Origin of the sequence: Porphyromonas gulae DSM 15663 (assembly GCF_000378065.1) — a bacterium.
GTDB lineage: Bacteria > Bacteroidota > Bacteroidia > Bacteroidales > Porphyromonadaceae > Porphyromonas > Porphyromonas gulae.
Window position 1 is genome coordinate 52,180 of the sequence record NZ_KB899147.1, and the last position, 19,882, is coordinate 72,061.

General features: G+C 54.2%; 16 protein-coding genes. 4 read left to right on the forward strand and 12 right to left on the reverse strand.

The genetic code is table 11. The features are described from left to right. Positions 1 to 37 precede the first annotated feature (37 nt). From F452_RS0100250 to F452_RS0100285, 8 genes are all read right to left on the reverse strand, one after another. Entirely contained in the window at positions 38 to 367 is a 330-nt protein-coding gene (locus F452_RS0100250) for a cupin domain-containing protein (protein WP_005874159.1), read from the reverse strand. Positions 368 to 567: 200 nt separating this feature from the next. Continuing rightward, positions 568 to 2,061, reverse strand: a complete 1,494-nt coding sequence (gene hutH / locus F452_RS0100255) for a histidine ammonia-lyase (RefSeq protein WP_018964268.1) — start codon at positions 2,059 to 2,061, stop codon at positions 568 to 570. Between the two features lie 2 nt (positions 2,062 to 2,063). After that, a complete protein-coding gene (locus tag F452_RS0100260) occupies positions 2,064 to 2,693 on the reverse strand; it encodes a cyclodeaminase/cyclohydrolase family protein (protein WP_018964269.1) in 630 nt (209 codons plus the stop codon). 24 nt (positions 2,694 to 2,717) lie between these two features. After that, a complete protein-coding gene (locus F452_RS0100265) occupies positions 2,718 to 3,866 on the reverse strand; it encodes an OprO/OprP family phosphate-selective porin (RefSeq protein ID WP_018964270.1) in 1,149 nt (382 codons plus the stop codon). A 19-nt stretch (positions 3,867 to 3,885) separates the two neighbouring features. Beyond that, complete coding sequence (locus F452_RS0100270) at positions 3,886 to 5,040, reverse strand: nucleoside recognition domain-containing protein (protein ID WP_018964271.1); 1,155 nt, start codon at positions 5,038 to 5,040, stop codon at positions 3,886 to 3,888. A 94-nt stretch (positions 5,041 to 5,134) separates the two neighbouring features. Further along, positions 5,135 to 6,406 carry an imidazolonepropionase gene (gene hutI, locus F452_RS0100275; protein WP_026292054.1) on the reverse strand — a complete coding sequence of 424 codons (1,272 nt, stop codon included), beginning with the start codon at positions 6,404 to 6,406 and terminating at the stop codon, positions 5,135 to 5,137. Between the two features lie 100 nt (positions 6,407 to 6,506). Next, complete coding sequence (gene ftcD / locus F452_RS0100280; RefSeq protein WP_026292055.1) at positions 6,507 to 7,409, reverse strand: glutamate formimidoyltransferase; 903 nt, start codon at positions 7,407 to 7,409, stop codon at positions 6,507 to 6,509. Between the two features lie 44 nt (positions 7,410 to 7,453). Continuing rightward, positions 7,454 to 7,972: an HU family DNA-binding protein gene (locus F452_RS0100285; protein WP_018964274.1), complete on the reverse strand. Its 519-nt coding sequence runs from the start codon at positions 7,970 to 7,972 to the stop codon at positions 7,454 to 7,456. 675 nt (positions 7,973 to 8,647) lie between these two features. Here F452_RS0100285 and rho point away from each other — a divergent pair. Together rho and F452_RS0100295 are read left to right on the forward strand one after the other, a co-directional pair. Beyond that, positions 8,648 to 10,621: a transcription termination factor Rho gene (gene rho / locus F452_RS0100290; protein ID WP_018964275.1), complete on the forward strand. Its 1,974-nt coding sequence runs from the start codon at positions 8,648 to 8,650 to the stop codon at positions 10,619 to 10,621. A gap of 228 nt (positions 10,622 to 10,849) precedes the next feature. Continuing rightward, positions 10,850 to 11,758, forward strand: a complete 909-nt coding sequence (locus F452_RS0100295) for a DMT family transporter (RefSeq protein ID WP_026292056.1) — start codon at positions 10,850 to 10,852, stop codon at positions 11,756 to 11,758. 10 nt (positions 11,759 to 11,768) lie between these two features. Here F452_RS0100295 and F452_RS0100300 read toward each other — a convergent pair whose 3' ends face one another. The 4 genes from F452_RS0100300 to F452_RS0100320 form a co-directional block, all read right to left on the reverse strand. Further along, positions 11,769 to 12,728, reverse strand: a complete 960-nt coding sequence (locus F452_RS0100300) for a glycosyltransferase family 2 protein (protein WP_018964277.1) — start codon at positions 12,726 to 12,728, stop codon at positions 11,769 to 11,771. A gap of 30 nt (positions 12,729 to 12,758) precedes the next feature. Continuing rightward, the gene (locus F452_RS0100305) at positions 12,759 to 14,105 is read right to left on the reverse strand and encodes an ArnT family glycosyltransferase (protein WP_235317508.1); all 1,347 of its coding nucleotides are present in this window, start codon (positions 14,103 to 14,105) and stop codon (positions 12,759 to 12,761) included. A 472-nt stretch (positions 14,106 to 14,577) separates the two neighbouring features. Then, positions 14,578 to 15,480, reverse strand: coding sequence for a tRNA (adenosine(37)-N6)-dimethylallyltransferase MiaA (gene miaA / locus F452_RS0100315; RefSeq protein ID WP_018964280.1), 903 nt, complete (start codon positions 15,478 to 15,480; stop codon positions 14,578 to 14,580). Between the two features lie 19 nt (positions 15,481 to 15,499). Next, the gene (locus F452_RS0100320) at positions 15,500 to 16,069 is read right to left on the reverse strand and encodes an IS1096 element passenger TnpR family protein (RefSeq protein WP_018964281.1); all 570 of its coding nucleotides are present in this window, start codon (positions 16,067 to 16,069) and stop codon (positions 15,500 to 15,502) included. Positions 16,070 to 16,355: 286 nt separating this feature from the next. Here F452_RS0100320 and F452_RS12500 point away from each other — a divergent pair, with 286 nt between their 5' ends. Further along, positions 16,356 to 16,508, forward strand: a complete 153-nt coding sequence (locus F452_RS12500) for a hypothetical protein (protein WP_235317507.1) — start codon at positions 16,356 to 16,358, stop codon at positions 16,506 to 16,508. Continuing rightward, positions 16,505 to 19,882: a type VI-B CRISPR-associated RNA-guided ribonuclease Cas13b gene (gene cas13b / locus F452_RS10585; protein WP_235317513.1), complete on the forward strand. Its 3,378-nt coding sequence runs from the start codon at positions 16,505 to 16,507 to the stop codon at positions 19,880 to 19,882. The genes F452_RS12500 and cas13b overlap by 4 nt, the downstream gene beginning before the upstream one ends.

Here is a 19,882-nt window from a genome sequence, read left to right on the forward strand (position 1 = left end):
ACGTCCCTAGGATGGCGCAGTATATGTCTGCCCGTTTTCAGCCGCGGATCATGGTGAGGAGCATCTTGAAGCGTTTCGTAGCATGGAGTGCATGGCTGACGTTGGCCGGCATGATGACGGACCGGCCGGCTTTGAGGAGAAGAGGTTGGCCTCCGATTCTTATTTCCGCTTCCCCTTCCAATATCTGTACGAAGGCATCGAAAGGTGCTGTGTGTTCGCTCAGTCCCTGCCCTTGGTCGAAGGAGAAGAGAGTAATGTTGCCTACTTCGTTCTTAAGTACTTGTTTGCTGATGATTCCGCCGTCGGAATACTCTACTGATGCCGATATGTCGAGGACAGTAGCTTTGGGGTATGTTTCTTTTGTCATTGTTTGTTTTCGATTGTTTAGTCTGATCTCATGTCTTGTAAACGGGCATGGCATTACCCTTATTGCGTCGGAGCGACCCTGTATGAGAGAGGGTGTGCCAAACGAAAATACTTCGTGGCATACCCTCTCTTTCTTGCATTCGGAAAGCCTGTATCTCCCTCTCCCTCAGCGTAAGGAATCAGCTGGAGAAACGTGGTTCGTTAGAAAGCATATTCGCGAACGAACTCCGTGGCTGCCTGTATCTGTTTGTACATGACTACATCGTCCTCCACCTTGGGAGCTACCTTGCGCAGCTCGCCGAGCATCTTCTCCAAGAACGGAGACGTCTTGGTCGGACGGCGGAATTCGAAGGCTTGGGCCGCATCGAGGAGTTCGATGGCGAAGATCATCTCCAGGTTTTCTATGATCGGAAGCAGCTTCGTTGCTGCGTTGGCTCCCATAGAAACGTGGTCTTCCTGCCCGTTGCTGCTGACGATACTATCGCTGGCTGCGGAGAAACAGTACATCTTGTTCTTGCTCACCATAGCTGCGGCTGCATACTGCGGTATCATGAATCCGCTGTTCAGACCGGGATTGGCTACGAGGAACTCAGGCAGATTGCGCAGACCGAGTATGAGCTGAGCCGTGCGACGTTCGCTGATATTGCCCAGTTCTGCCAAGGCTATAGCCAGGAAATCGTATACGATGGCAAGAGGTTGGCCGTGGAAGTTACCACCCGATACGACAAGATCTTCATCGGGGAAGACCGTGGGATTGTCGGTCACGGAGTTGATCTCACGAATGACTACCTCTGTAACGTAGGCGATGGCATCACGGCTGGCTCCGTGAACCTGCGGCATACAGCGGAAGCTGTACGGATCCTGTACCTGCTTCTTCGGGTGGGCTATCTGCTCGCTGCCTTTCAGAACTTCCTTCAGGTGACGAGCTACGGCCAACTGTCCGGGGTGAGGACGTATGATGTGGAGGTTGTCGGTAAAGGGGGCATCCAAGCCATCGAAAGCTTCGAGCGAGAGTGCACCGATACAGTCTGCTACCTCTACGAGACGGTGCGCCTTGAGGAGGGCGTAGACGCCATGACTGCTCATGAACTGTGTGCCATTGAGTAGAGCCAAGCCTTCTTTGCTCTTGAGGATGATCTTCTCCCAGCCGAACTCCTGCATCACATCGCAGGCATTGCGCTTCTCTCCCTTGTACATGACTTCTCCCTCACCTATAAGCGGCAGGAAGAGATTGGCCAGAGGGGCGAGGTCGCCCGATGCGCCGAGCGAACCGCGATCGTAAACGATGGGGAGCACATCGTTATTGAGCATGTCCAGAATACGCTGCACGGTGCATAGCTGTACGCCGCTGTGTCCCAACTGGAGGGCATGAGCTTTGAGCAGAAGCATCAGGCGCACGATGTCCTCATGAACGGGCGTACCGCAGCTACAGGCATGACTCTTGACGAGGTTCTCCTGTAGGGCGGTGAGCTGATCCGGTGTAATTGTCCTGTTGCAGAGAGAGCCGAAGCCGGTGGTCACGCCGTATATGGGTTTGTCCGACTGCTTCACTTTCTCGTCCAGATAGTGGCGGCAGTGCTCGATACGTCTTACGGCATCGGCCGATAGCTCCAGCTTGAAGCGACTATCCAGATATTCGCGAAGCAGATCCAGAGAGAGCGGTTCGGAACCGACCTGAAAAGAAGTACGTGCCATCGTTATTCGCATGCTTTTTTGGTGATAGCCAATACCTCGGCCTCGCGACGTACGGCATCGGCTTCGATCGCATTGGCTTCTTCCGTATGCGTCTTGACGAAACCCTCGTCCTTGATAGACGTCAGGTTGATACGAACGTTCAGCAGGGCACCGATGATAGCCGTGCGAGCGCACATCATGGCTACACATCCGTCCGTAATGGCATTCTGATTGCCTTTGGCTACGACTGCTTCGATCAGCGGCAACAGACTGTGTACACGGCGAGCCACCTCCATAGGTACGGATGCTGCATATTTGGTCATCTCCTGAATCTGAGCCGAGCGAACGGCCTTCTCTTCCTCCGTTTCCTTGGGGAGCTTGAAGGCGGCGAATACCTTATTATAAGCATCGCTGTCGCGGTCTATATCCAGTACCAGTTCTTTCTGAATAGCGGCTGCTTCGGTAGCGATAGTCTGCATCTCGGCTTCCACCTCGGCGTACTTCTTCTTACCGATAGTCAGGTTAGCCACCATTTCGGCCAATGCTGCTGCAATAGAGCCGTTCAGAGCGGAGATACTGCCTCCTCCGGGTACGGGTTCCTGGCCTGCTGTCTCGGCGAGGAAGCCTTTTACTGTAAGATCTGTTAGAATCATTATTACGTGAATGTTTGGTGATTATTATAAGAAAGGTATCTGATAGATCAGTCCGGCGCGAAGAGCATTGGTGCTTTCCGTCTCGGTCGCACTGTACCGGTAATGCCGTCCTATGTAGGTGACGAACAGACGGAAGTTGGTCTCCGTGGGGTAATATTCCACCCCTCCCATATAGCCGTAGGAGTGGCGCGTGTGGCTGCTTTCGCCGTATTGGGCAGGCGCGTAGCCGTTCTCGTACATGCCTTTGACGAAGAGATTGACCTGATCGAGGAGGCGGAAGTTCCACTTCGATACCAGAGCATAGTACTTGACGTCCGTGAGGGTCTTGCCCTTGCCGTAGCGAGCAGTCATAATGCCTTTGTCGTCCAATCCCTCGATCGAGTAGGTGAGGTCGAGGTATCCGTTGATCCGTCTGCCCGGATTGAACTGATTGCCCGCCGTGAAGTACCACATATTACGCTCTTTGGCTTGGTGAGCCATCGATACGGCGTAACGCATGTGCAGTGCTCCTCCGAGGAGGGTACCGTTCCACTGTGCCGAGTAGAGGAGCGGGTAGCTCGTGGCGGTAGCGACATCGGGTGTCACGTGGTAGCGGTCGGCGAAGCGATTGTTGTAAGCATTGAGTACCTGTAGCTGCAGCTGCTGTTCGGGGTGGAAGTTCCATGCGAAGTTCACGCCCGAAGTATAGCATGTCATGTAATTCACCAGGTCGCTGTACTGGTAGATCTCTACGGGGTTCATGTCGTATTCTATCCCTCCGAAACGTGCGTACTGACGTCCGAAGAAGAAGGACACCTTGTCGCTTGGGTGCCAGTCCACACCTGCGATGTCGATGGCATCGGAGAGATTGTCGGCAAATGAAGAGCCGTCGGCCGCACGGTTGAGACGTTGTCGCCAGTCGAAGCTGAGATAGCGGTTCAGTTCGCCATGAGCAGACATCCGCAGCTCGTGTACCTTGAAGCGTCCGATGTGGGATTCGTCATCGACGAGCGGCTGGTCGTAGAACGACTGTATGCCTAAGTACACCTTCAGCTTTTTCTGCTTCTGCTCCAGACCGAATACACGTTCGGCCAGAGAAGGCTCGCCGTTGCGTTCGGCCGGTCCTGTCTGTTGGGCGATGGCCGGCATACCGAACAGGATGAGGCATGCCAATGATAATAGCGATTTGTTCATACGTTGGTCGTGGATGGGATCAAATGAGTGAGACGAGGACGAAGAGCCAGTGGGCGAATACGCCGGCGACGAGTCCGCCGATCGCGTGTGCTCCGATCGCCTGTGTGATGAGGCGGCGGTACTTGAGACTATCGAGCATGGCCGTGTGCGTACTGAGGAAGCCGCTCCAGCACATACCCATGGCAGTGAAGACGGCTACTGCATTGCCGTCCAGAATACCTTGGGCCGAGAAGTTGGGTACCAGTCCGAGGGCTGCACCGACTGCTCCGAGCGCGGTGATCGGGAAGGCGATGAGGCGGGAATCGGTGAAGCCGAAGAGCCAGTGGAAGAGGAAGTCCACCTTGTCGGCAAGGGCCGGCAGCAGGCCGACGCCTTCGTATGCCTTGCCGGCGAAGGTGCCATCGGGTCCGGCAGGTCCATTGGTGAGCATCATAACGGCCGTACTGATGATGAGTACGCCAGGGATGATGGCTATACCGAGGTCTACACCCGTCTTGCCGCCGTCCAATACGGCATTGAGCATACGCAGGAAGAGGTTCTCCTTATGCTCTTTCGTTTCCTCGTGCTCCATCTCCTCTACATTGACGGGACTGTCCATCTCCGGATAGCGGCGGAGTGTGCTGCGCTGCATCAGACGAGTGCTGACTACGCTGCCGACGATGGCTCCGAAGAGGCCTACCACGGCGCCGCCGCCATAGCCCTGTCCTGCCATGAAGATGATAACGACCATACCCATGCCGAAGGCCGTACCGAAATTGGTGAGGCTGACGAGCTGGTATTTCTTGAAGTAGGAGCAGAACTTGCGATCCTGTGCCAGAGAGATGATGGCCGGATTGTCACTAAGGAAGGTGAGGATGCCTCCGAGTGCCGACACGCCCGGCAGGTTGTAGAGGGGCTTCATCAGGGGCCGTAGGATGCGCTCGAGCATATCCACGACATGGAACTCCACGAGCAGACTGCCCAAGGCACCACTCAGTACCGTGATACCCATGATGTAGAATACGGTCTCGAGCAGGAGGTGGTAGGAGGTCTGCATGATCGTATTGAGCATATTGGGCAGACCCATGACATGCCCTACGTAGCCGAATATGGCGAAGAAGAGAATGACGAAGCCGAGGGCTTCGAAGAGATGACGCCTGAACGTCCGCTGCTTGTGCTGAGATCTTGTCTCCATTTATAATAATGTATGCGGTGGTTTTTGGGTGGGAAAAGACAAGGCCGGAGCGGGACTTCGTTTAGTGCCTTCGCTCCGGTCTTTGCCTTGTGGTTTATGCGTTGGTGTATATGACCCTGCCACCTTTGACGGTATGCTCCACGAGGTTCATGCCGAAGTGGTAGGAGAGGAATTTGTACGATGGGTATTGGAGCACGACGAGGTCGCCCTTCTTGCCCGGCTCGATGCTGCCGATCGTATCGGCTCTTCCTATGGCAGCAGCCCCGTTGATGGTGAGGGCCGTGATGGCTTCTTCGACGGTCATGCCCATGTAGAGGGTGGCAAGGGCAAACATCAGGGGGACGGAAGCCGAGAAGCAACTGCCCGGATTGAGGTCGCTGGCGATAGCTACGGCACAGCCGGAGTCGATCATCTTACGGGCGGGAGCGTAGTCGGCACGGAGGCTGAAGGCGGTACACGGTAGCAGAGTGGCCACGGTGTTGCTTTCGGCCAAGGCCTTAATTCCCGCGTCGGATATTTGAAGCAGATGATCTGCCGAGAGGCATCCCAGTTCGGCAGCCAGCTCAGCTCCGCCGAATGGCACGATCTCGTCTGCATGCATCTTGACGGAGAGCCCTGCTTCCTTGGCGGCCGTGAGCATGCGTCGGGTCTGTTCGTGATCGAATACGCCCTTCTCGGTGAAGATGTCGCAGCACTCGGCCAAGTCCTGCCGCACGACTTCGGGCAGCACTTCGCGGCAGAGGTACTCGATGAATTCGGTGGGACGTCCTTTGTATTCGGGGGCGGTGTCATGCGCTCCCATGAAGGTGGAGTAGAGGTCGAGGGGCTGTTCGTCCTGAAGGTCGCGCACTACGCGCAGCTGCTTCAGCTCGGTCTCGAGGTCCATCCCGTAGCCGCTCTTGGCTTCTACGGTGGTGACGCCCATCTTCATCATATTGGAGAGGTGCCGGAGGGCGGAGGCTTTCAGCTCGTCTTCCGATTCGGCACGTGTAGCGCGCATGGTGCTGGCGATCCCTCCGCCGCGCTCCATGATACTCATGTAGCTGTCGCCGGCGAGCCGCCATTGGAACTCATCTTCCCTGTAGCCGCCGAAGACTACGTGCGTGTGGCTGTCGACAAAGCCCGGCAGTACGCAGCGTCCCGTGGCGTCGAGCTCTTGGCAGCCTTGGGTCATGGAGGGGGCTACGTCCGCCATGCGGCCGGCAAAGGTGATGATGCCATCGCGGACGACCACTGCGGCAGGGCCTTCGATGGTGTGTATCTGCCGCATGGCTTCGCGGCCGTGTTTGGCTTCGGTGCCTTGACAGGTGACGAGCTGGGCGATATTCTTGATGTAGAGATTCATTGTGTCGGGGGTGTTAGGCATGTATTGTCGGAAAGAAGCTTGCAAATAGAGCACCACCACGCCACCCGATAGAGGGAGGCGGGTGGTATCTCTATCCTTCAAACAACAAACATGATGACGTTTACTCCATGATCTGAGATTCGAGGACCTGACTCATGGAGAAGTTTTCGATGCCGAGGTAGTATTCGGCGCAGTCGATCAGTGCCTGCATGGGCACGAGTCCGATCACTTCGCTGCCCACTACCGATACGCCGTAGCGTGCGGCTTCCATACGTACCATCTCGTGAGCACGATAGACGGCCGTCTTGGTGAAGTCCGTCAGGTTCATGGACACCTGTACGATGCCGCGGTCGGTAAGCTCTACGCCCATGGCTTTGCAGAAGCGCAGACCGCCGCCGAGGAAGCGTACCTTCTTGGCGATGGCGTCCGCGATGGAGAGGTCGTTCGTATTGAGGTTCACGTTGTAAGCGACGAGCGGCATACGGGCACCGACTGCTACGGTACCGGCTGTCGGGTGACGATCGGCCGGGCCGAAGTCAGGATGCCAGTCGGCTTCGTGTATCTTCTCTGCCATGCCTTCGAATTCGCCTTTGCGGATCTTGGCCAGGTTCTCACGGTGGGGAGCGGTAGCCGATTTCTCATAGAGGAATACGGGTATGCCGTACTTCTCACCTATCGTACGGCCTACTTCCTTGGCGAGGGCATCGGCATCTTCGGCAGTCACATTCTTGATGGGAATGAAGGGGATCACGTCCACTGCGCCCATACGGGGATGCTGACCCGAATGCTTGGTCAGGTCGATCAGCTCTACGGCGATGCCTACGGCTTCGATCACTGCATCGCGCAGGGGCTCAGGTTCGCCCACTACGGTCACGACGAGACGGTTGTGATCCTCATCGTTGCTATAGTTCAATAGCTTGACGCCTTCGCGCGTGCGGAAGGGGTTTACTATCTTCTCGATTTTCTCTTTGTCGCGTCCCTCCGAGAAGTTGGGCACGCACTCCATGATTCTTGATAATGCCATGTCTGTATTTTGCTTGGGTTGATTATAGTAATGATCGGACGGGATCAGAGTCCGCCGCCGGTGCTGCCCTGTTCGCCGCCACCATCGGGTCCGGAGGGAGAGGGTGTCTGATTGTCGCCTGCGCCGGGTTTCTTCTTGGGCTGAGGCTCCACACGCTCATAGTCGAAGGCCAGTGCCGAGGAGCCGGGGCGGAGCTTGCCGCGTGCCGGTATGCTCTTGAGCTCTGCCGAGGGGATGAAGACGAGCCTGTGCTTCTGGATCTGATCCACGGAGAAACTCTTGGGATCGTCCAGCTGTTTGGAGCCGAACGAGAGGCGGAAGCTGCCCAGCTCGCCTATGCGAACCGTCTTGCCGTTGGGCAGCTCCTCGGTGAGGATATTGACCAGGCGGTCGAGGATGCCTTTCACGTCGGCAGAGGTCAGAGACGACTCCTCGGCTATTCGCTTGCAGAGGCTGTGGAAGGTTACCGAGTCTTGTGCCGCCGGCTGGGCATAATAGATGGTCTGTCCGGCTTTGGGGCCGATCTTGGCGACAGACTTTTTGATTACATACTTTAGGGACATAACTTACTTATTATTAGTTTCTTACTCTTCGATGACTACTCATGCCCGATACATCCCTCAAGTGCTCCGAAAAAAAACGTCTAGACGTTCGGAGGAAAACGTCTAGACGTTCCGAATAAAACGTCTAGACGTTTCGAGCAAAAGGTCTAGACGTTTCGGGCAAAACGTCTAGACGTTTTTTCGAGGGGGTATTGCAGACGGCCACGGCCTCGTCCTGACGTTCGGGTCAGTGGCTCTCGGCCTTCCTCCGGCGGAGTGCTGCGGCTCCTCCCGCATGCGGCTGACCGAGGGGGCGGCCACGACTTGTCGGTGCGGTCTGCAAACTGCCGACAAAGGTACCCAAATAGTTCGATTCGGCCGATAGCGAAAACCAAATACTTGTCCCACCCCTCAGGGTACCGGAGCGAGCCGCTCTGCTGTCGTCTGCGGCGGCCTCTCTTCACGGGCTCTCAGGCCGGCGGCATGCGGTGGGGGAGATTCTCGTGATGAATGTGAGGGGGGGGTGGAGACCGTTTTTCGATTTATTTCTTACATTTGCACGACGGAAAATGAGATAGACACCTATTCTCTATCCTTTCGTCCCGACGGTATCGAGTACTCTGAAAAGCCTCATCCCTGATACCGTTTCCCGATTCAACTCATCATCTTATTTCCTAAAACTCATCATCATTTTTTATGCAGAAGTACACGATCGTCGATCTGAACGAAAAGGCTGAAGCTGAACTCGCCGCTATCGCCGGTGAGTTGGGTATTGCCAATGCCGGCTCAATGCCCAAACAAGAACTTATTTACAAGATACTCGATGAACAGGCTATCAGTGTAGCCGGCGTTCAGAAGGAAAAACAAAAAGCGAAAGAAGGACAACGCACCGAAAGGCGCAAGCCGGGTCGTCCTCGCAAGGACGCCGGGGAGGAAGCTCCCGAAAGCAAAGACGCCGAGACGGCTCCTGCCGAGCCGGCAGCGGAAGACGCTCAGACCAAGCGCAGGCGCGGACGTCCTCGCAAGTCGGAAGAGACTGCGATCGAGACTCAGGAGGACGCCCAGCAATTAGTGGCTCTGGCCGCTGCCGAAGAGATAAACGCCACGGAGAAGAAGAGGACGGACAGGAAGCCGGCTCCGAAACCGGCTGCGCCGGCATCCGTCGATGTCCCGGCCGAGAGCGACCTCTCACAGGAGAAGCAGCCGGCTGCGACTAAGCCTGCCGCCGCTGCCGTATTGCCTGCCGTCAAGCCCGTAGAAGAGGAGACCAGAGCGGAGACGCCTGCTCCTCCCCCTGCCATCGAGTCCATCACCACGGCATCGACTACGGGAGCCGTCGATGAGGGCGGTGCTCGCCGCCTCGTATTCAGGCACAAGAACAGCTCTTCGGTGCTGGATCAGGTGCTGCCGTACAGCTCTCCCCAGCCCCAGCAGAGGCCGAGGCCTGCCACAGCTCCGGTCGGCAGCAGCCCCATCAGGCAGCGACAGCCGGCCAACGTGCCGACTCTCCGCCGCGAACCTCAGCAATCTCTCTACAACTTCGACGGTATCCTTGAGTGCATGGGAGTACTGGAGATCATGCCCGACGGCTACGGATTCCTCCGCTCCTCGGACTATAACTACCTGTCCTCTCCGGACGATGTGTACATGTCCCAGCAGCAGATCAAGCAGAACGGACTGAAGACGGGCGACGTCGTGGCAGGACATATCCGTCCGCCCCGGGAGGGCGAGAAGTACTTCCCCTTCGTTCAGCTCAAGAGTGTGAACGGACGTAGCCCCGAAGAGATCCGCGACCGCGTGCCCTTCGATCACCTCACACCCCTCTTCCCCGAAGAGAAGTTTACCCTCGAAGCTCCGGGCGTGCGTGCCGTAAACGACAAAATATCCGTCCGCGTCGTAGACCTCTTCGCCCCCATAGGCAAAGGCCAGCGCGGCCTCATCGTATCGCAGCCCAAGACGGGTAAGACGATGCTCCTCAAGGATATTGCCAATGCCATCGCGGCCAATCATCCCGAAGTGTACATGATCGTCCTGCTCATCGACGAGCGTCCCGAAGAGGTCACCGACATGGCGCGAAGTGTGAACGCCGAGGTCATCGCCTCCACCTTCGACGAGCCGGCAGAGCGTCACGTGAAGATCGCCGAGATCGTCCTGAACAAAGCCAAAAGAATGGTCGAGTGCGGTCATGACGTGGTCATCCTGCTCGACTCCATCACCCGTCTGGCACGTGCATACAATACCGTACAGCCGGCATCGGGCAAGGTGCTCTCAGGTGGTGTCGATGCCAATGCCCTGCAGAAGCCCAAGCGCTTCTTCGGTGCCGCTCGTAACATCGAAAACGGCGGTAGTCTGACCATTCTGGCCACGGCACTGACCGACACGGGTTCTAAGATGGACGAGGTGATATTCGAAGAGTTCAAGGGTACGGGCAATATGGAGCTGCAGCTCGATCGCCGCCTGTCCAACAAGCGGATATTCCCGGCGGTGGACATCATGTCCAGCAGTACGCGTCGCGACGACCTGCTACAGGACGAGACCACGCTGAACCGTATGTGGATCCTGCGCAAGTATCTCTCCGACATGAATCCTGTCGAGGCCATGGAGTTCGTCCGCAAGCAGCTGGAGAATACGCATACCAATATGGAGTTCCTCGCCTCGATGAGCAACTGATAACCGCGCTGCCTCGCTCCCTCCCTCCACAAGAGGAGAGCGGGCGGCAGACAGGCTTGTGAGAGACAAGCCGCCCTCTATCCGGTAGCAGACCGGCAGACAGGAGGGAGAGAGGTCGAAGAGCCGAGCGCATCGTCCTTCGATCTCTCTCCGTACTTGGCTGAGCACTTCGCTCTGCTATACCTTATTATTATAAGTATCAATCCTCCATTCGTTACGGCAGCATTCATGACATCTTCACGCCTCTACGGTCTTGCGGTCGGTGTACTGTCGTCCGCCACGTTCGGACTCATCCCCCTGTTCACGCTGCCGATTTCGGCTAAGGGGGCTTCGTTCGAGCTTATTCTTTTCTATCGCTTCTTCTTCGCAGCCATCGCCATCGGTCTGCTGCATCGCCTATCGGGCGGCAGCTTCAGAGTCGGCCGCGCAGATATAGGTCCGCTGGTATTGCTGGGCTTGCTCTACACCGGCTCGGCACTTTTCCTCTTCCACGGCTACAGCTATATGGCCAGCGGAGTAGCCACCACCATCCACTTCCTCTATCCGCTGTTCGTCTCGGCACTGATGCTTCTATTCTTTCGGGAGAGACTTTCGCCCGTGCCATTGACGGCCATTCTCATCGCCCTGATAGGCGTGGGCTTGCTGATGGGCCTCACGGGAGGGGGCGATCGGGTAGGGCTTACCGGCTTTGTGATAGTCGCCATCTCGGCACTTTGCTATGCCCTCTATATCGTCTTTGTCAATCGGAGCCGGATCCGAACCATGCCGGGGCGGCGGCTGACGTTTTACGTCTTCGTGGCTGCGGCAGGTTTTTGTCTCATCAACGTCCTCGTCAGACAGGGCGAAGTGGCTCCTCTTCCCGATGTGGCTTCATGGGGCCATATCCTGCTCTTGGCTTTGGTGCCGACCGTAGTGTCCAATCTGGCTTTGGTAGTGGCCGTACGCAACATCGGCTCCACGCTCACCTCTGCACTGGGAGCTATGGAGCCGCTTACGTCCGTATTGGTCGGTGTGTGGGTCTTCGACGAGGTGTTGGGGGCCTCCGCTATAGTCGGTATGGGCTGTATCCTTATAGCCGTTGCGCTTATCGTCTTCTCCGAACCGCTCGAACTGATGCTCCGGAGGAGGAGACGATAGCGGCCGTTCGCTACCGTTCGTCTGCCGCTATATTGCTTTCGGCTACCAAGTAGAGGGGCCTTCCGACTATATTTTTGTTGATCTTGGATATATAGGTGCCGATCACCCCAAGGCATATCAGCTGTACTCCTCCCAAGAACATGGAGCTTACGATGACGGACGTCCATCCGCTGACCGTCTTATCCAGCAGGAAGTGCGAGACGAGGGCATAGACGATCACGAATAACGAGAGCAGGGAAACCCAGGCACCTAATTTGGCCACCCATTCGAGCGGCCTGCTGGAAAATCCCGTGATGCCGTCGATGGCCAAGGCAAGCATCTTCCTGAGCGGATAGTTCGTTTGGCCGTATTTTCTTTCGTCTCTGTCGAAGAGCACCCCTGTCTGGCGGAATCCCATCCAGGCGATTTGCCCCCTCAGGAACTTGTTCTGCTCGGGCATCTCTCTGAGGCACTGCACGATCTTCCGGTCGATCAGTCGGAAGTCGCCCGTATCCAGCGGCATATCGATAGACGTGATCTTGCGCATCGTCCGGTAGAACCCCTTGGCCGTCGCCTTCTTGAACCACGTTTCGCCTTCGCGATGCTTCCGCTGTGCATAGACCACTTCGTAGCCCTCACGGTATTTCGCATACAATTCCGGTATCAATTCCGGCGGATCCTGCAAGTCGCCGTCGATGATCACGGTAGCCTTTCCCCTCACATGGTCTAATCCTGCCGACACGGCTATCTGGTGGCCGAAGTTGCGACTCAGATTGATATAGAAGAAACGGTCATCACCCTTGCACAGGCTGCGCAATAGCTCCATCGAACCATCGCGGCTGCCGTCATTGACAAAGATCAGTTCGTAGTCCTCCGTTATCGAAGCCGCCGCCGCACTCAACCGCCGCACCAGCTCGGGGATGCCTTTCTCTTCATTATAGATCGGTACGACGATGGAAAGCTCCTTCGTATAAGAGGTATTGATACTCATAATTGTGTATAGTATTAAGTTGTTTGTATTTCATTCGTGGTGTCCAAGTATGCGCAGAAGCTTCATATTCTTCCCTTCCCTCCCGACTTCTTCATATTGGTAGCGCGCATCTACATAATCTTGTACCCATTGCTCTGCTACACAAACGAAATCGCCGGATTCTAACTCTTCTCTTTGTTTGTATTCCACCTCGATCCCTCTCTTCTGAAGTTGGAGTATGTAGAAATTGAGGTGTGCACGCTGATAATGTCCTTCTCCGTATACAAGGATCAAAGGATTCGTCCGAATCTCTTTTTCATCCTCTATCTTGGTCAATCGTCTGAGGTAGTTCCCGAAATCTTCTTGTGGTTCGTAGTAAAGCCCAAACTCATTCTTCTGAATATTTTTCATAATACCGGCAAAGGGAATAGCGAAGAAAAATACAACCAGTAGCAAGGAGATCGGGGCTATAATGGCAGGCCGATACAGTTTGTTCAGATGATGAATGACCGGTACACTTATTCCTCCAATTATCACTGCCATAAGAGGAATGATAGGGAGCATATACCACCAGATCTTGGTGTAAGACATAGAAAGTATTGACAGGTAGAATGCGATGCAGAGTGCCAAATACAAGGCAAAGACCCTACTCTTTTTGCGTTCGCCAAGAATGGTGTATAGCAAACATCCGCCAAAAACCGCTGTACCCCAAGGATACGCTTCCCAAAGATAAGTTAGATAGAAATGTCCCGGTCTGTGATTTACGGGAGAGTCAGAATCAAAGTATCGTCCTCCCAATTCATTCTCCCATACAGCTTGCAGATAGCCTGCACTTTTTATTTCACGTCCCACATACCATGCACCCACAATCAGGATGAAAAGCAGAAAGGCAAAGTAGAGATGCTTATCTTTCAGAATACGCCGAGGTCCTCCATAAAATATCACAAAAGAGAACACCGCCGGCACCACGATCAACGCCTGTACTCCCTTGGTAAGAACGGCTAAAGAGAGAACCATACTTGCAATATAGAGGTAGCGATGAGCCTGCTTGAAGAGTCCTTGTCGGTATGCTTGACCGCAGAAGAACGAGCAAATGATAAAGCTGCTAAGCAAGAATGTCAGTAGAGATTCATAATCACCCGTACGCATCCCATGTATGTTCACAAACAGAGGTGAGGTCGAGAGAACGAAAGCCACGATCATTCCGGACAAATTGTTGCCATAGATTTTCCTCCCAGCCCAAAACAAGAGGATGCCGGTGCCAACGGCTGCCAGTGCGGAAGGCAGCCGCACAGCCAGCTCACAAGGGCCTAACAGTTTCATGAAAACCACCTGAAGCCATACCAAGAGAGGAGGTTTGGTATTCCACATATCAGGTTCGTCGAAGAAGTATGTCATGCCCCAGTCTCCATTATAATACATACAAAGGGCATTCATGCTTACACGCGATTCATCCCATAATTGAATCGGTAGGTTGTCTAATTTGCTGAAGTATGGAATACAAGACAAAAACAGTACAACAAGGGCAATAAGGCTTGTAGCGATTTGAGGAAATGTCCTTTTTTTCTGAAATAATAACTTCATAAACGCAGCGAACAAAATTGAAGTTTATTGGAAAGTTTCTTTACAAGCAACTCGGGTTGAAAACGTTTGGAACAAAATTAAGGATAAAAATCGGCAAAGCTCAATCATCTTTAATAGACGACAGGGCAACCGCATCAAAAATTTCGAGAAAATATAAGTTGCTAATTTTCAAATGATTGCATTTCAGAGATTATACTCAAAGATAAAGAATGCACTCAAAACTATGATTGATAATCAGGTACTTACATTTTGATGCGGTTGCCCTGAATAGACGATGACAAAGCATTTAGGTGACAAGGGTCAGGACAGCCTCTCTGTCCGCTTCGGGATGGAACCAGCGGATCGTACTGTCGCGCCTGAACCATGTCATTTGCTTGCGGGCATATACACGACTGTTGCGTTGGATCCGCCTTACGGCTTCTGCCCGGTCGATCGAGCCGTCGAAGTATTCGAACATTTCTTTGTAGCCGACCGTATTGAGCGCATTGAGATGGCGCAGGGGATAGACGGCACGAGCCTCTTCCTCCAGACCTTGCTCCATCATCGCCAATACACGGGCGTCTATCCGTCTGCATAGTTCCTCGCGCTCTCGGCAAAGTCCGATCTTGACGATTCGGAACGGACGCTCCTTGGCCTCGTGTCGGTGGAACGAGGAGAACGGCCGGCCGGTCGAGAGGCATATCTCCAAACCGTGGATCACTCGCTTATAGTTCCGTCTGTCTACCTTGGCGTAGTAATCGGGATCCAGTAGTCGGAGCTGTGCCAGTATCCCGTCCAATCCTTCCGCTGCGTATCGGGCGTAAAGCTCTTCCCTCACCTCCGGAAAGGGGTCGGGAATATCGTCTATCCCCCGACAAACCGCATCTATATACATCATCGAACCGCCCGTAAGGAGCACCCCTCTATACTTTTGGAAGAGTTCTTTCAGAGCTTCGAGCACTTCCACCTCGTACATTCCCGCGCTATAATAGTCCCTGACGCTATGCGTACCGACAAAAAGATGCGGCACTCTCGCCCGCTGTTCGGGAGTGGGTGCCGCTGTTCCTATGGGCAGTTCGCGAAATATCTGTCTGGAGTCGGCCGAGATGATCGGGCTACCCAAACGCTCGGCTATGTCGAGGCTCAGATCCGTCTTGCCCACACCGGTGGGGCCAAGGAGGACGTATAGCGTATGATCCTGAGTCTCCAATGCGCCGGACGTATCAGGGTCAATAGTTATCGGACAGGTCGGATGTTATCTCATCGAAGCCCTCGAATCCCTCGCGGTCTATCTCGTCCTCGTTGTACTCGCTGTCGCCGAAGAAGTCTTCTTCCAGATCCAATCCCTTGGCCTGCTTGGCAGGAGAGGCAGTCGGATCCATCAGATCGTCCAGAGAGCTTTGTCGCGGAGGCAATCCTTCCGACGTGAGGAGCTTAGCCTCCGAGAGCGATTTGCCCGGTACTATATCCATCACTTCGATAAAGAAGTAACGCTCCGTCATCAAGTCGAACTCGAAGACGAGACGTTGGTGTTCGTCCTCGATGAACTCTTCCAAGCGTGTATTTTCCATCACATACGAGTCCTCATCCGAGGCCGTGTCCATCTCCATCAGTGTAATCTCCTGCCCCTTGCGCCAGTCCTCATCGCAGAGGAAGAAAGACGTTAGCTCGCTGTGCGAATAGCCCACCGAGTCCAGAATCGCATTTTGGAGGTCGAGGAAGGTAGCTTCGGAGTCGATCGCTATCTCTCGGCGGAAATCTTCCACCTCATCGGAAACTATCAGAAAGTTGAATACCATATTGCAGTTTGTGCTTATCGATTATGCAATCCAAAAGTAGGAAAAAAACACAGGCGACCTCTGTCGCCCCCTCTTTCCACGGTATCAAAGCGTACTTCCTACTCTTTTTTCCTGTTGTAAAGAAGGCTTTGTGCTACCCCGGCGAGCTGAAAGTAAGCCGGGTTTTGACATGTGAATATTCGTCAATATGGTTGTAACTTTATAGCCATGAAATAAAAACGGCAGGCACTCGGCACATTATGAAACCCGATAGACCTGCTTATCGATCCACACTACTTATTAGAATATGACAGAACAAAGCGAGAGACCGTACAACGGTACCTACTACACACTGGAGGACAAACATTTCTGGGCAGCCTTCCTCAATCTGGCACGTCACAAGCCTACATCACCCTCACACATATCGACAGACAGCTCGCCTACAGCAAGGCCGATATAACCAACGATCAGGATGTACTCTCTTTCAAAGCCCTATGGAAAAACCTCGACAACGATCTGGAGAGGAAGTCACGGCTGAGAAGTTTGATCCTGAAGCATTTCTCCTTTTTGGAAGGAGCGGCATACGGAAAGAAACTCTTCGAAAGCAAATCTTCCGGAAACAAATCCTCCAAGAATAAAGAACTGACAAAAAAAGAAAAGGAGGAGCTGCAAGCCAATGCACTCTCCTTGGACAATCTGAAGAGCATCCTGTTCGACTTTCTACAAAAGCTCAAGGATTTCAGGAATTACTATTCCCACTACCGACATTCCGGATCTTCGGAATTGCCCCTGTTCGATGGAAACATGCTTCAGAGACTGTACAACGTCTTCGATGTGAGTGTCCAACGGGTGAAAAGAGATCACGAGCACAACGACAAGGTCGATCCCCACTACCACTTCAACCACCTTGTCAGGAAAGGCAAGAAGGACAGATACGGCCATAATGACAATCCCTCCTTCAAGCACCATTTTGTCGATAGTGAGGGGATGGTCACGGAAGCCGGACTGCTGTTTTTCGTCTCCCTCTTTCTTGAGAAAAGGGATGCCATCTGGATGCAAAAGAAGATCCGAGGCTTCAAGGGCGGCACCGAAACCTACCAGCAGATGACCAACGAAGTCTTCTGCCGGAGCCGGATCTCCTTGCCGAAGCTCAAACTGGAGAGCCTGCGCACGGACGACTGGATGCTGCTCGATATGCTGAACGAACTGGTTCGCTGTCCCAAGCCGTTGTACGATCGTCTTCGCGAAGACGATAGAGCGTGTTTCAGAGTGCCCGTCGATATTCTGCCCGATGAGGACGATACGGACGGTGGGGGAGAAGACCCCTTCAAAAACACGCTGGTCAGGCATCAGGATCGTTTCCCCTACTTCGCCTTGCGATACTTCGATCTGAAGAAAGTCTTCACTTCCCTCCGCTTCCATATAGATTTGGGCACCTACCACTTCGCCATATACAAGAAGATGATCGGCGAGCAGCCGGAAGACCGCCATCTGACGCGCAACCTGTACGGCTTCGGCCGAATACAGGATTTCGCCGAGGAGCATAGACCCGAAGAGTGGAAGCGTTTGGTGCGGGATTTGGACTACTTCGAGACCGGCGACAAGCCCTATATCTCCCAAACCTCTCCGCATTATCATATCGAGAAAGGCAAGATCGGGCTGAGGTTCATGCCGGAAGGGCAGCATCTTTGGCCGTCGCCGGAGGTAGGAACGACCCGAACGGGGCGAAGCAAATATGCCCAAGACAAACGGCTCACGGCAGAAGCCTTCCTGAGCGTGCATGAGCTGATGCCCATGATGTTCTATTACTTCCTGCTGAGGGAGAAGTATTCCGAGGAGGTAAGTGCCGAGAAGGTGCAAGGAAGAATCAAGAGGGTGATAGAGGATGTGTACGCTGTCTACGATGCTTTCGCCCGAGACGAAATCAATACGCTCAAGGAGTTGGATGCCTGTTTGGCGGACAAGGGTATTCGGCGAGGACATCTCCCCAAGCAAATGATCGCCATATTGTCCCAAGAACATAAGAATATGGAGGAGAAAGTCCGCAAGAAACTTCAGGAAATGATAGCGGATACGGATCATCGTCTGGATATGCTGGATCGGCAGACCGACCGAAAGATCAGGATCGGCCGAAAGAATGCCGGCCTGCCCAAGTCGGGCGTCATAGCCGACTGGCTGGTACGGGATATGATGCGCTTTCAGCCCGTGGCGAAAGACGCAAGCGGCAAGCCCCTGAACAATAGCAAGGCCAACAGCACCGAATACCGGATGCTACAGCGCGCCCTCGCCCTTTTCGGTGGAGAGAAGGAGCGTCTGACCCCGTATTTCCGCCAGATGAATCTGACGGGAGGGAACAATCCCCATCCTTTCCTGCACGATACCCGGTGGGAGAGCCATACCAATATCCTGTCCTTCTATCGCAGCTATCTGAGAGCAAGAAAGGCTTTCCTCGAACGCATAGGGCGAAGCGATCGGATGGAGAATCGCCCCTTCCTCCTGCTCAAGGAACCCAAAACCGATCGACAGACATTGGTGGCAGGCTGGAAGAGCGAATTTCATCTGCCACGCGGGATTTTTACCGAAGCGGTCAGAGACTGCCTGATAGAGATGGGGTACGATGAAGTCGGGTCATACAGGGAAGTCGGATTCATGGCCAAAGCCGTTCCGCTGTATTTCGAGCGAGCTTGTGAAGACCGTGTACAGCCTTTCTATGACAGCCCCTTCAATGTAGGCAACAGCCTCAAGCCCAAGAAAGGACGCTTCCTGAGCAAAGAAGAGCGAGCCGAAGAGTGGGAGAGAGGTAAGGAGCGGTTCCGAGACCTTGAGGCTTGGTCGCACAGTGCTGCTCGTCGGATAGAGGATGCTTTTGCCGGAATCGAGTATGCAAGTCCGGGAAATAAGAAGAAAATCGAGCAGCTGTTGCGGGATCTCTCCCTTTGGAAAGCCTTTGAGAGCAAGCTGAAAGTCAGGGCAGACAAGATCAATCTCGCCAAACTGAAAAAGGAAATACTCGAAGCCCAAGAACACCCCTATCACGACTTCAAGTCGTGGCAGAAGTTCGAGCGCGAACTGCGACTTGTCAAGAATCAGGATATTATCACTTGGATGATGTGCCGGGATCTCATGGAAGAGAACAAGGTGGAGGGATTGGATACCGGTACTCTCTACCTGAAAGATATTCGGCCCAACGTCCAAGAGCAGGGGAGCCTCAATGTGCTGAACCGCGTGAAGCCGATGCGCTTGCCTGTGGTCGTGTACAGAGCCGACAGCCGGGGCCATGTGCACAAGGAGGAGGCTCCTCTGGCGACGGTCTATATCGAAGAGAGGGACACCAAGCTGCTGAAGCAGGGCAATTTCAAATCCTTTGTCAAGGATCGCCGGCTCAACGGCCTTTTCTCTTTCGTCGATACCGGCGGACTCGCGATGGAGCAGTACCCGATCAGCAAGCTCAGGGTGGAGTACGAGCTGGCCAAGTATCAGACGGCAAGGGTCTGTGTCTTCGAGCTGACGCTCAGGCTGGAAGAGAGTCTGCTGAGCCGGTATCCTCACTTGCCGGATGAGAGCTTCAGAGAGATGCTCGAAAGCTGGTCGGATCCTCTCTTGGCCAAGTGGCCGGAGCTGCACGGGAAAGTCCGGCTTCTGATCGCTGTGCGCAATGCCTTCTCGCACAATCAGTATCCCATGTACGATGAGGCCGTCTTTTCGTCCATTCGGAAGTACGACCCCTCTTCCCCCGATGCCATAGAGGAAAGGATGGGGCTGAACATCGCGCACCGGTTGAGCGAGGAAGTGAAGCAGGCAAAAGAAACGGTAGAACGAATCATACAAGCATAA

Coding starts and splice junctions, on each gene's coding strand:
- F452_RS12500 (WP_235317507.1), top strand. CDS start 16,356: ATGACAGAACAAAGCGAGAGACCGTACAACGGTACCTACTACACACTG.
- F452_RS0100250 (WP_005874159.1), bottom strand. CDS start 367: ATGACAAAAGAAACATACCCCAAAGCTACTGTCCTCGACATATCGGCA.
- F452_RS0100265 (WP_018964270.1), bottom strand. CDS start 3,866: ATGAACAAATCGCTATTATCATTGGCATGCCTCATCCTGTTCGGTATG.
- F452_RS0100295 (WP_026292056.1), top strand. CDS start 10,850: ATGACATCTTCACGCCTCTACGGTCTTGCGGTCGGTGTACTGTCGTCC.
- F452_RS0100300 (WP_018964277.1), bottom strand. CDS start 12,728: ATGAGTATCAATACCTCTTATACGAAGGAGCTTTCCATCGTCGTACCG.
- F452_RS0100305 (WP_235317508.1), bottom strand. CDS start 14,105: ATGACATACTTCTTCGACGAACCTGATATGTGGAATACCAAACCTCCT.
- F452_RS0100285 (WP_018964274.1), bottom strand. CDS start 7,972: ATGTCCCTAAAGTATGTAATCAAAAAGTCTGTCGCCAAGATCGGCCCC.
- F452_RS0100260 (WP_018964269.1), bottom strand. CDS start 2,693: ATGATTCTAACAGATCTTACAGTAAAAGGCTTCCTCGCCGAGACAGCA.
- hutI (WP_026292054.1), bottom strand. CDS start 6,406: ATGCCTAACACCCCCGACACAATGAATCTCTACATCAAGAATATCGCC.
- ftcD (WP_026292055.1), bottom strand. CDS start 7,409: ATGGCATTATCAAGAATCATGGAGTGCGTGCCCAACTTCTCGGAGGGA.
- hutH (WP_018964268.1), bottom strand. CDS start 2,061: ATGGCACGTACTTCTTTTCAGGTCGGTTCCGAACCGCTCTCTCTGGAT.
- F452_RS0100320 (WP_018964281.1), bottom strand. CDS start 16,069: ATGGTATTCAACTTTCTGATAGTTTCCGATGAGGTGGAAGATTTCCGC.
- rho (WP_018964275.1), top strand. CDS start 8,648: ATGCAGAAGTACACGATCGTCGATCTGAACGAAAAGGCTGAAGCTGAA.
- F452_RS0100270 (WP_018964271.1), bottom strand. CDS start 5,040: ATGGAGACAAGATCTCAGCACAAGCAGCGGACGTTCAGGCGTCATCTC.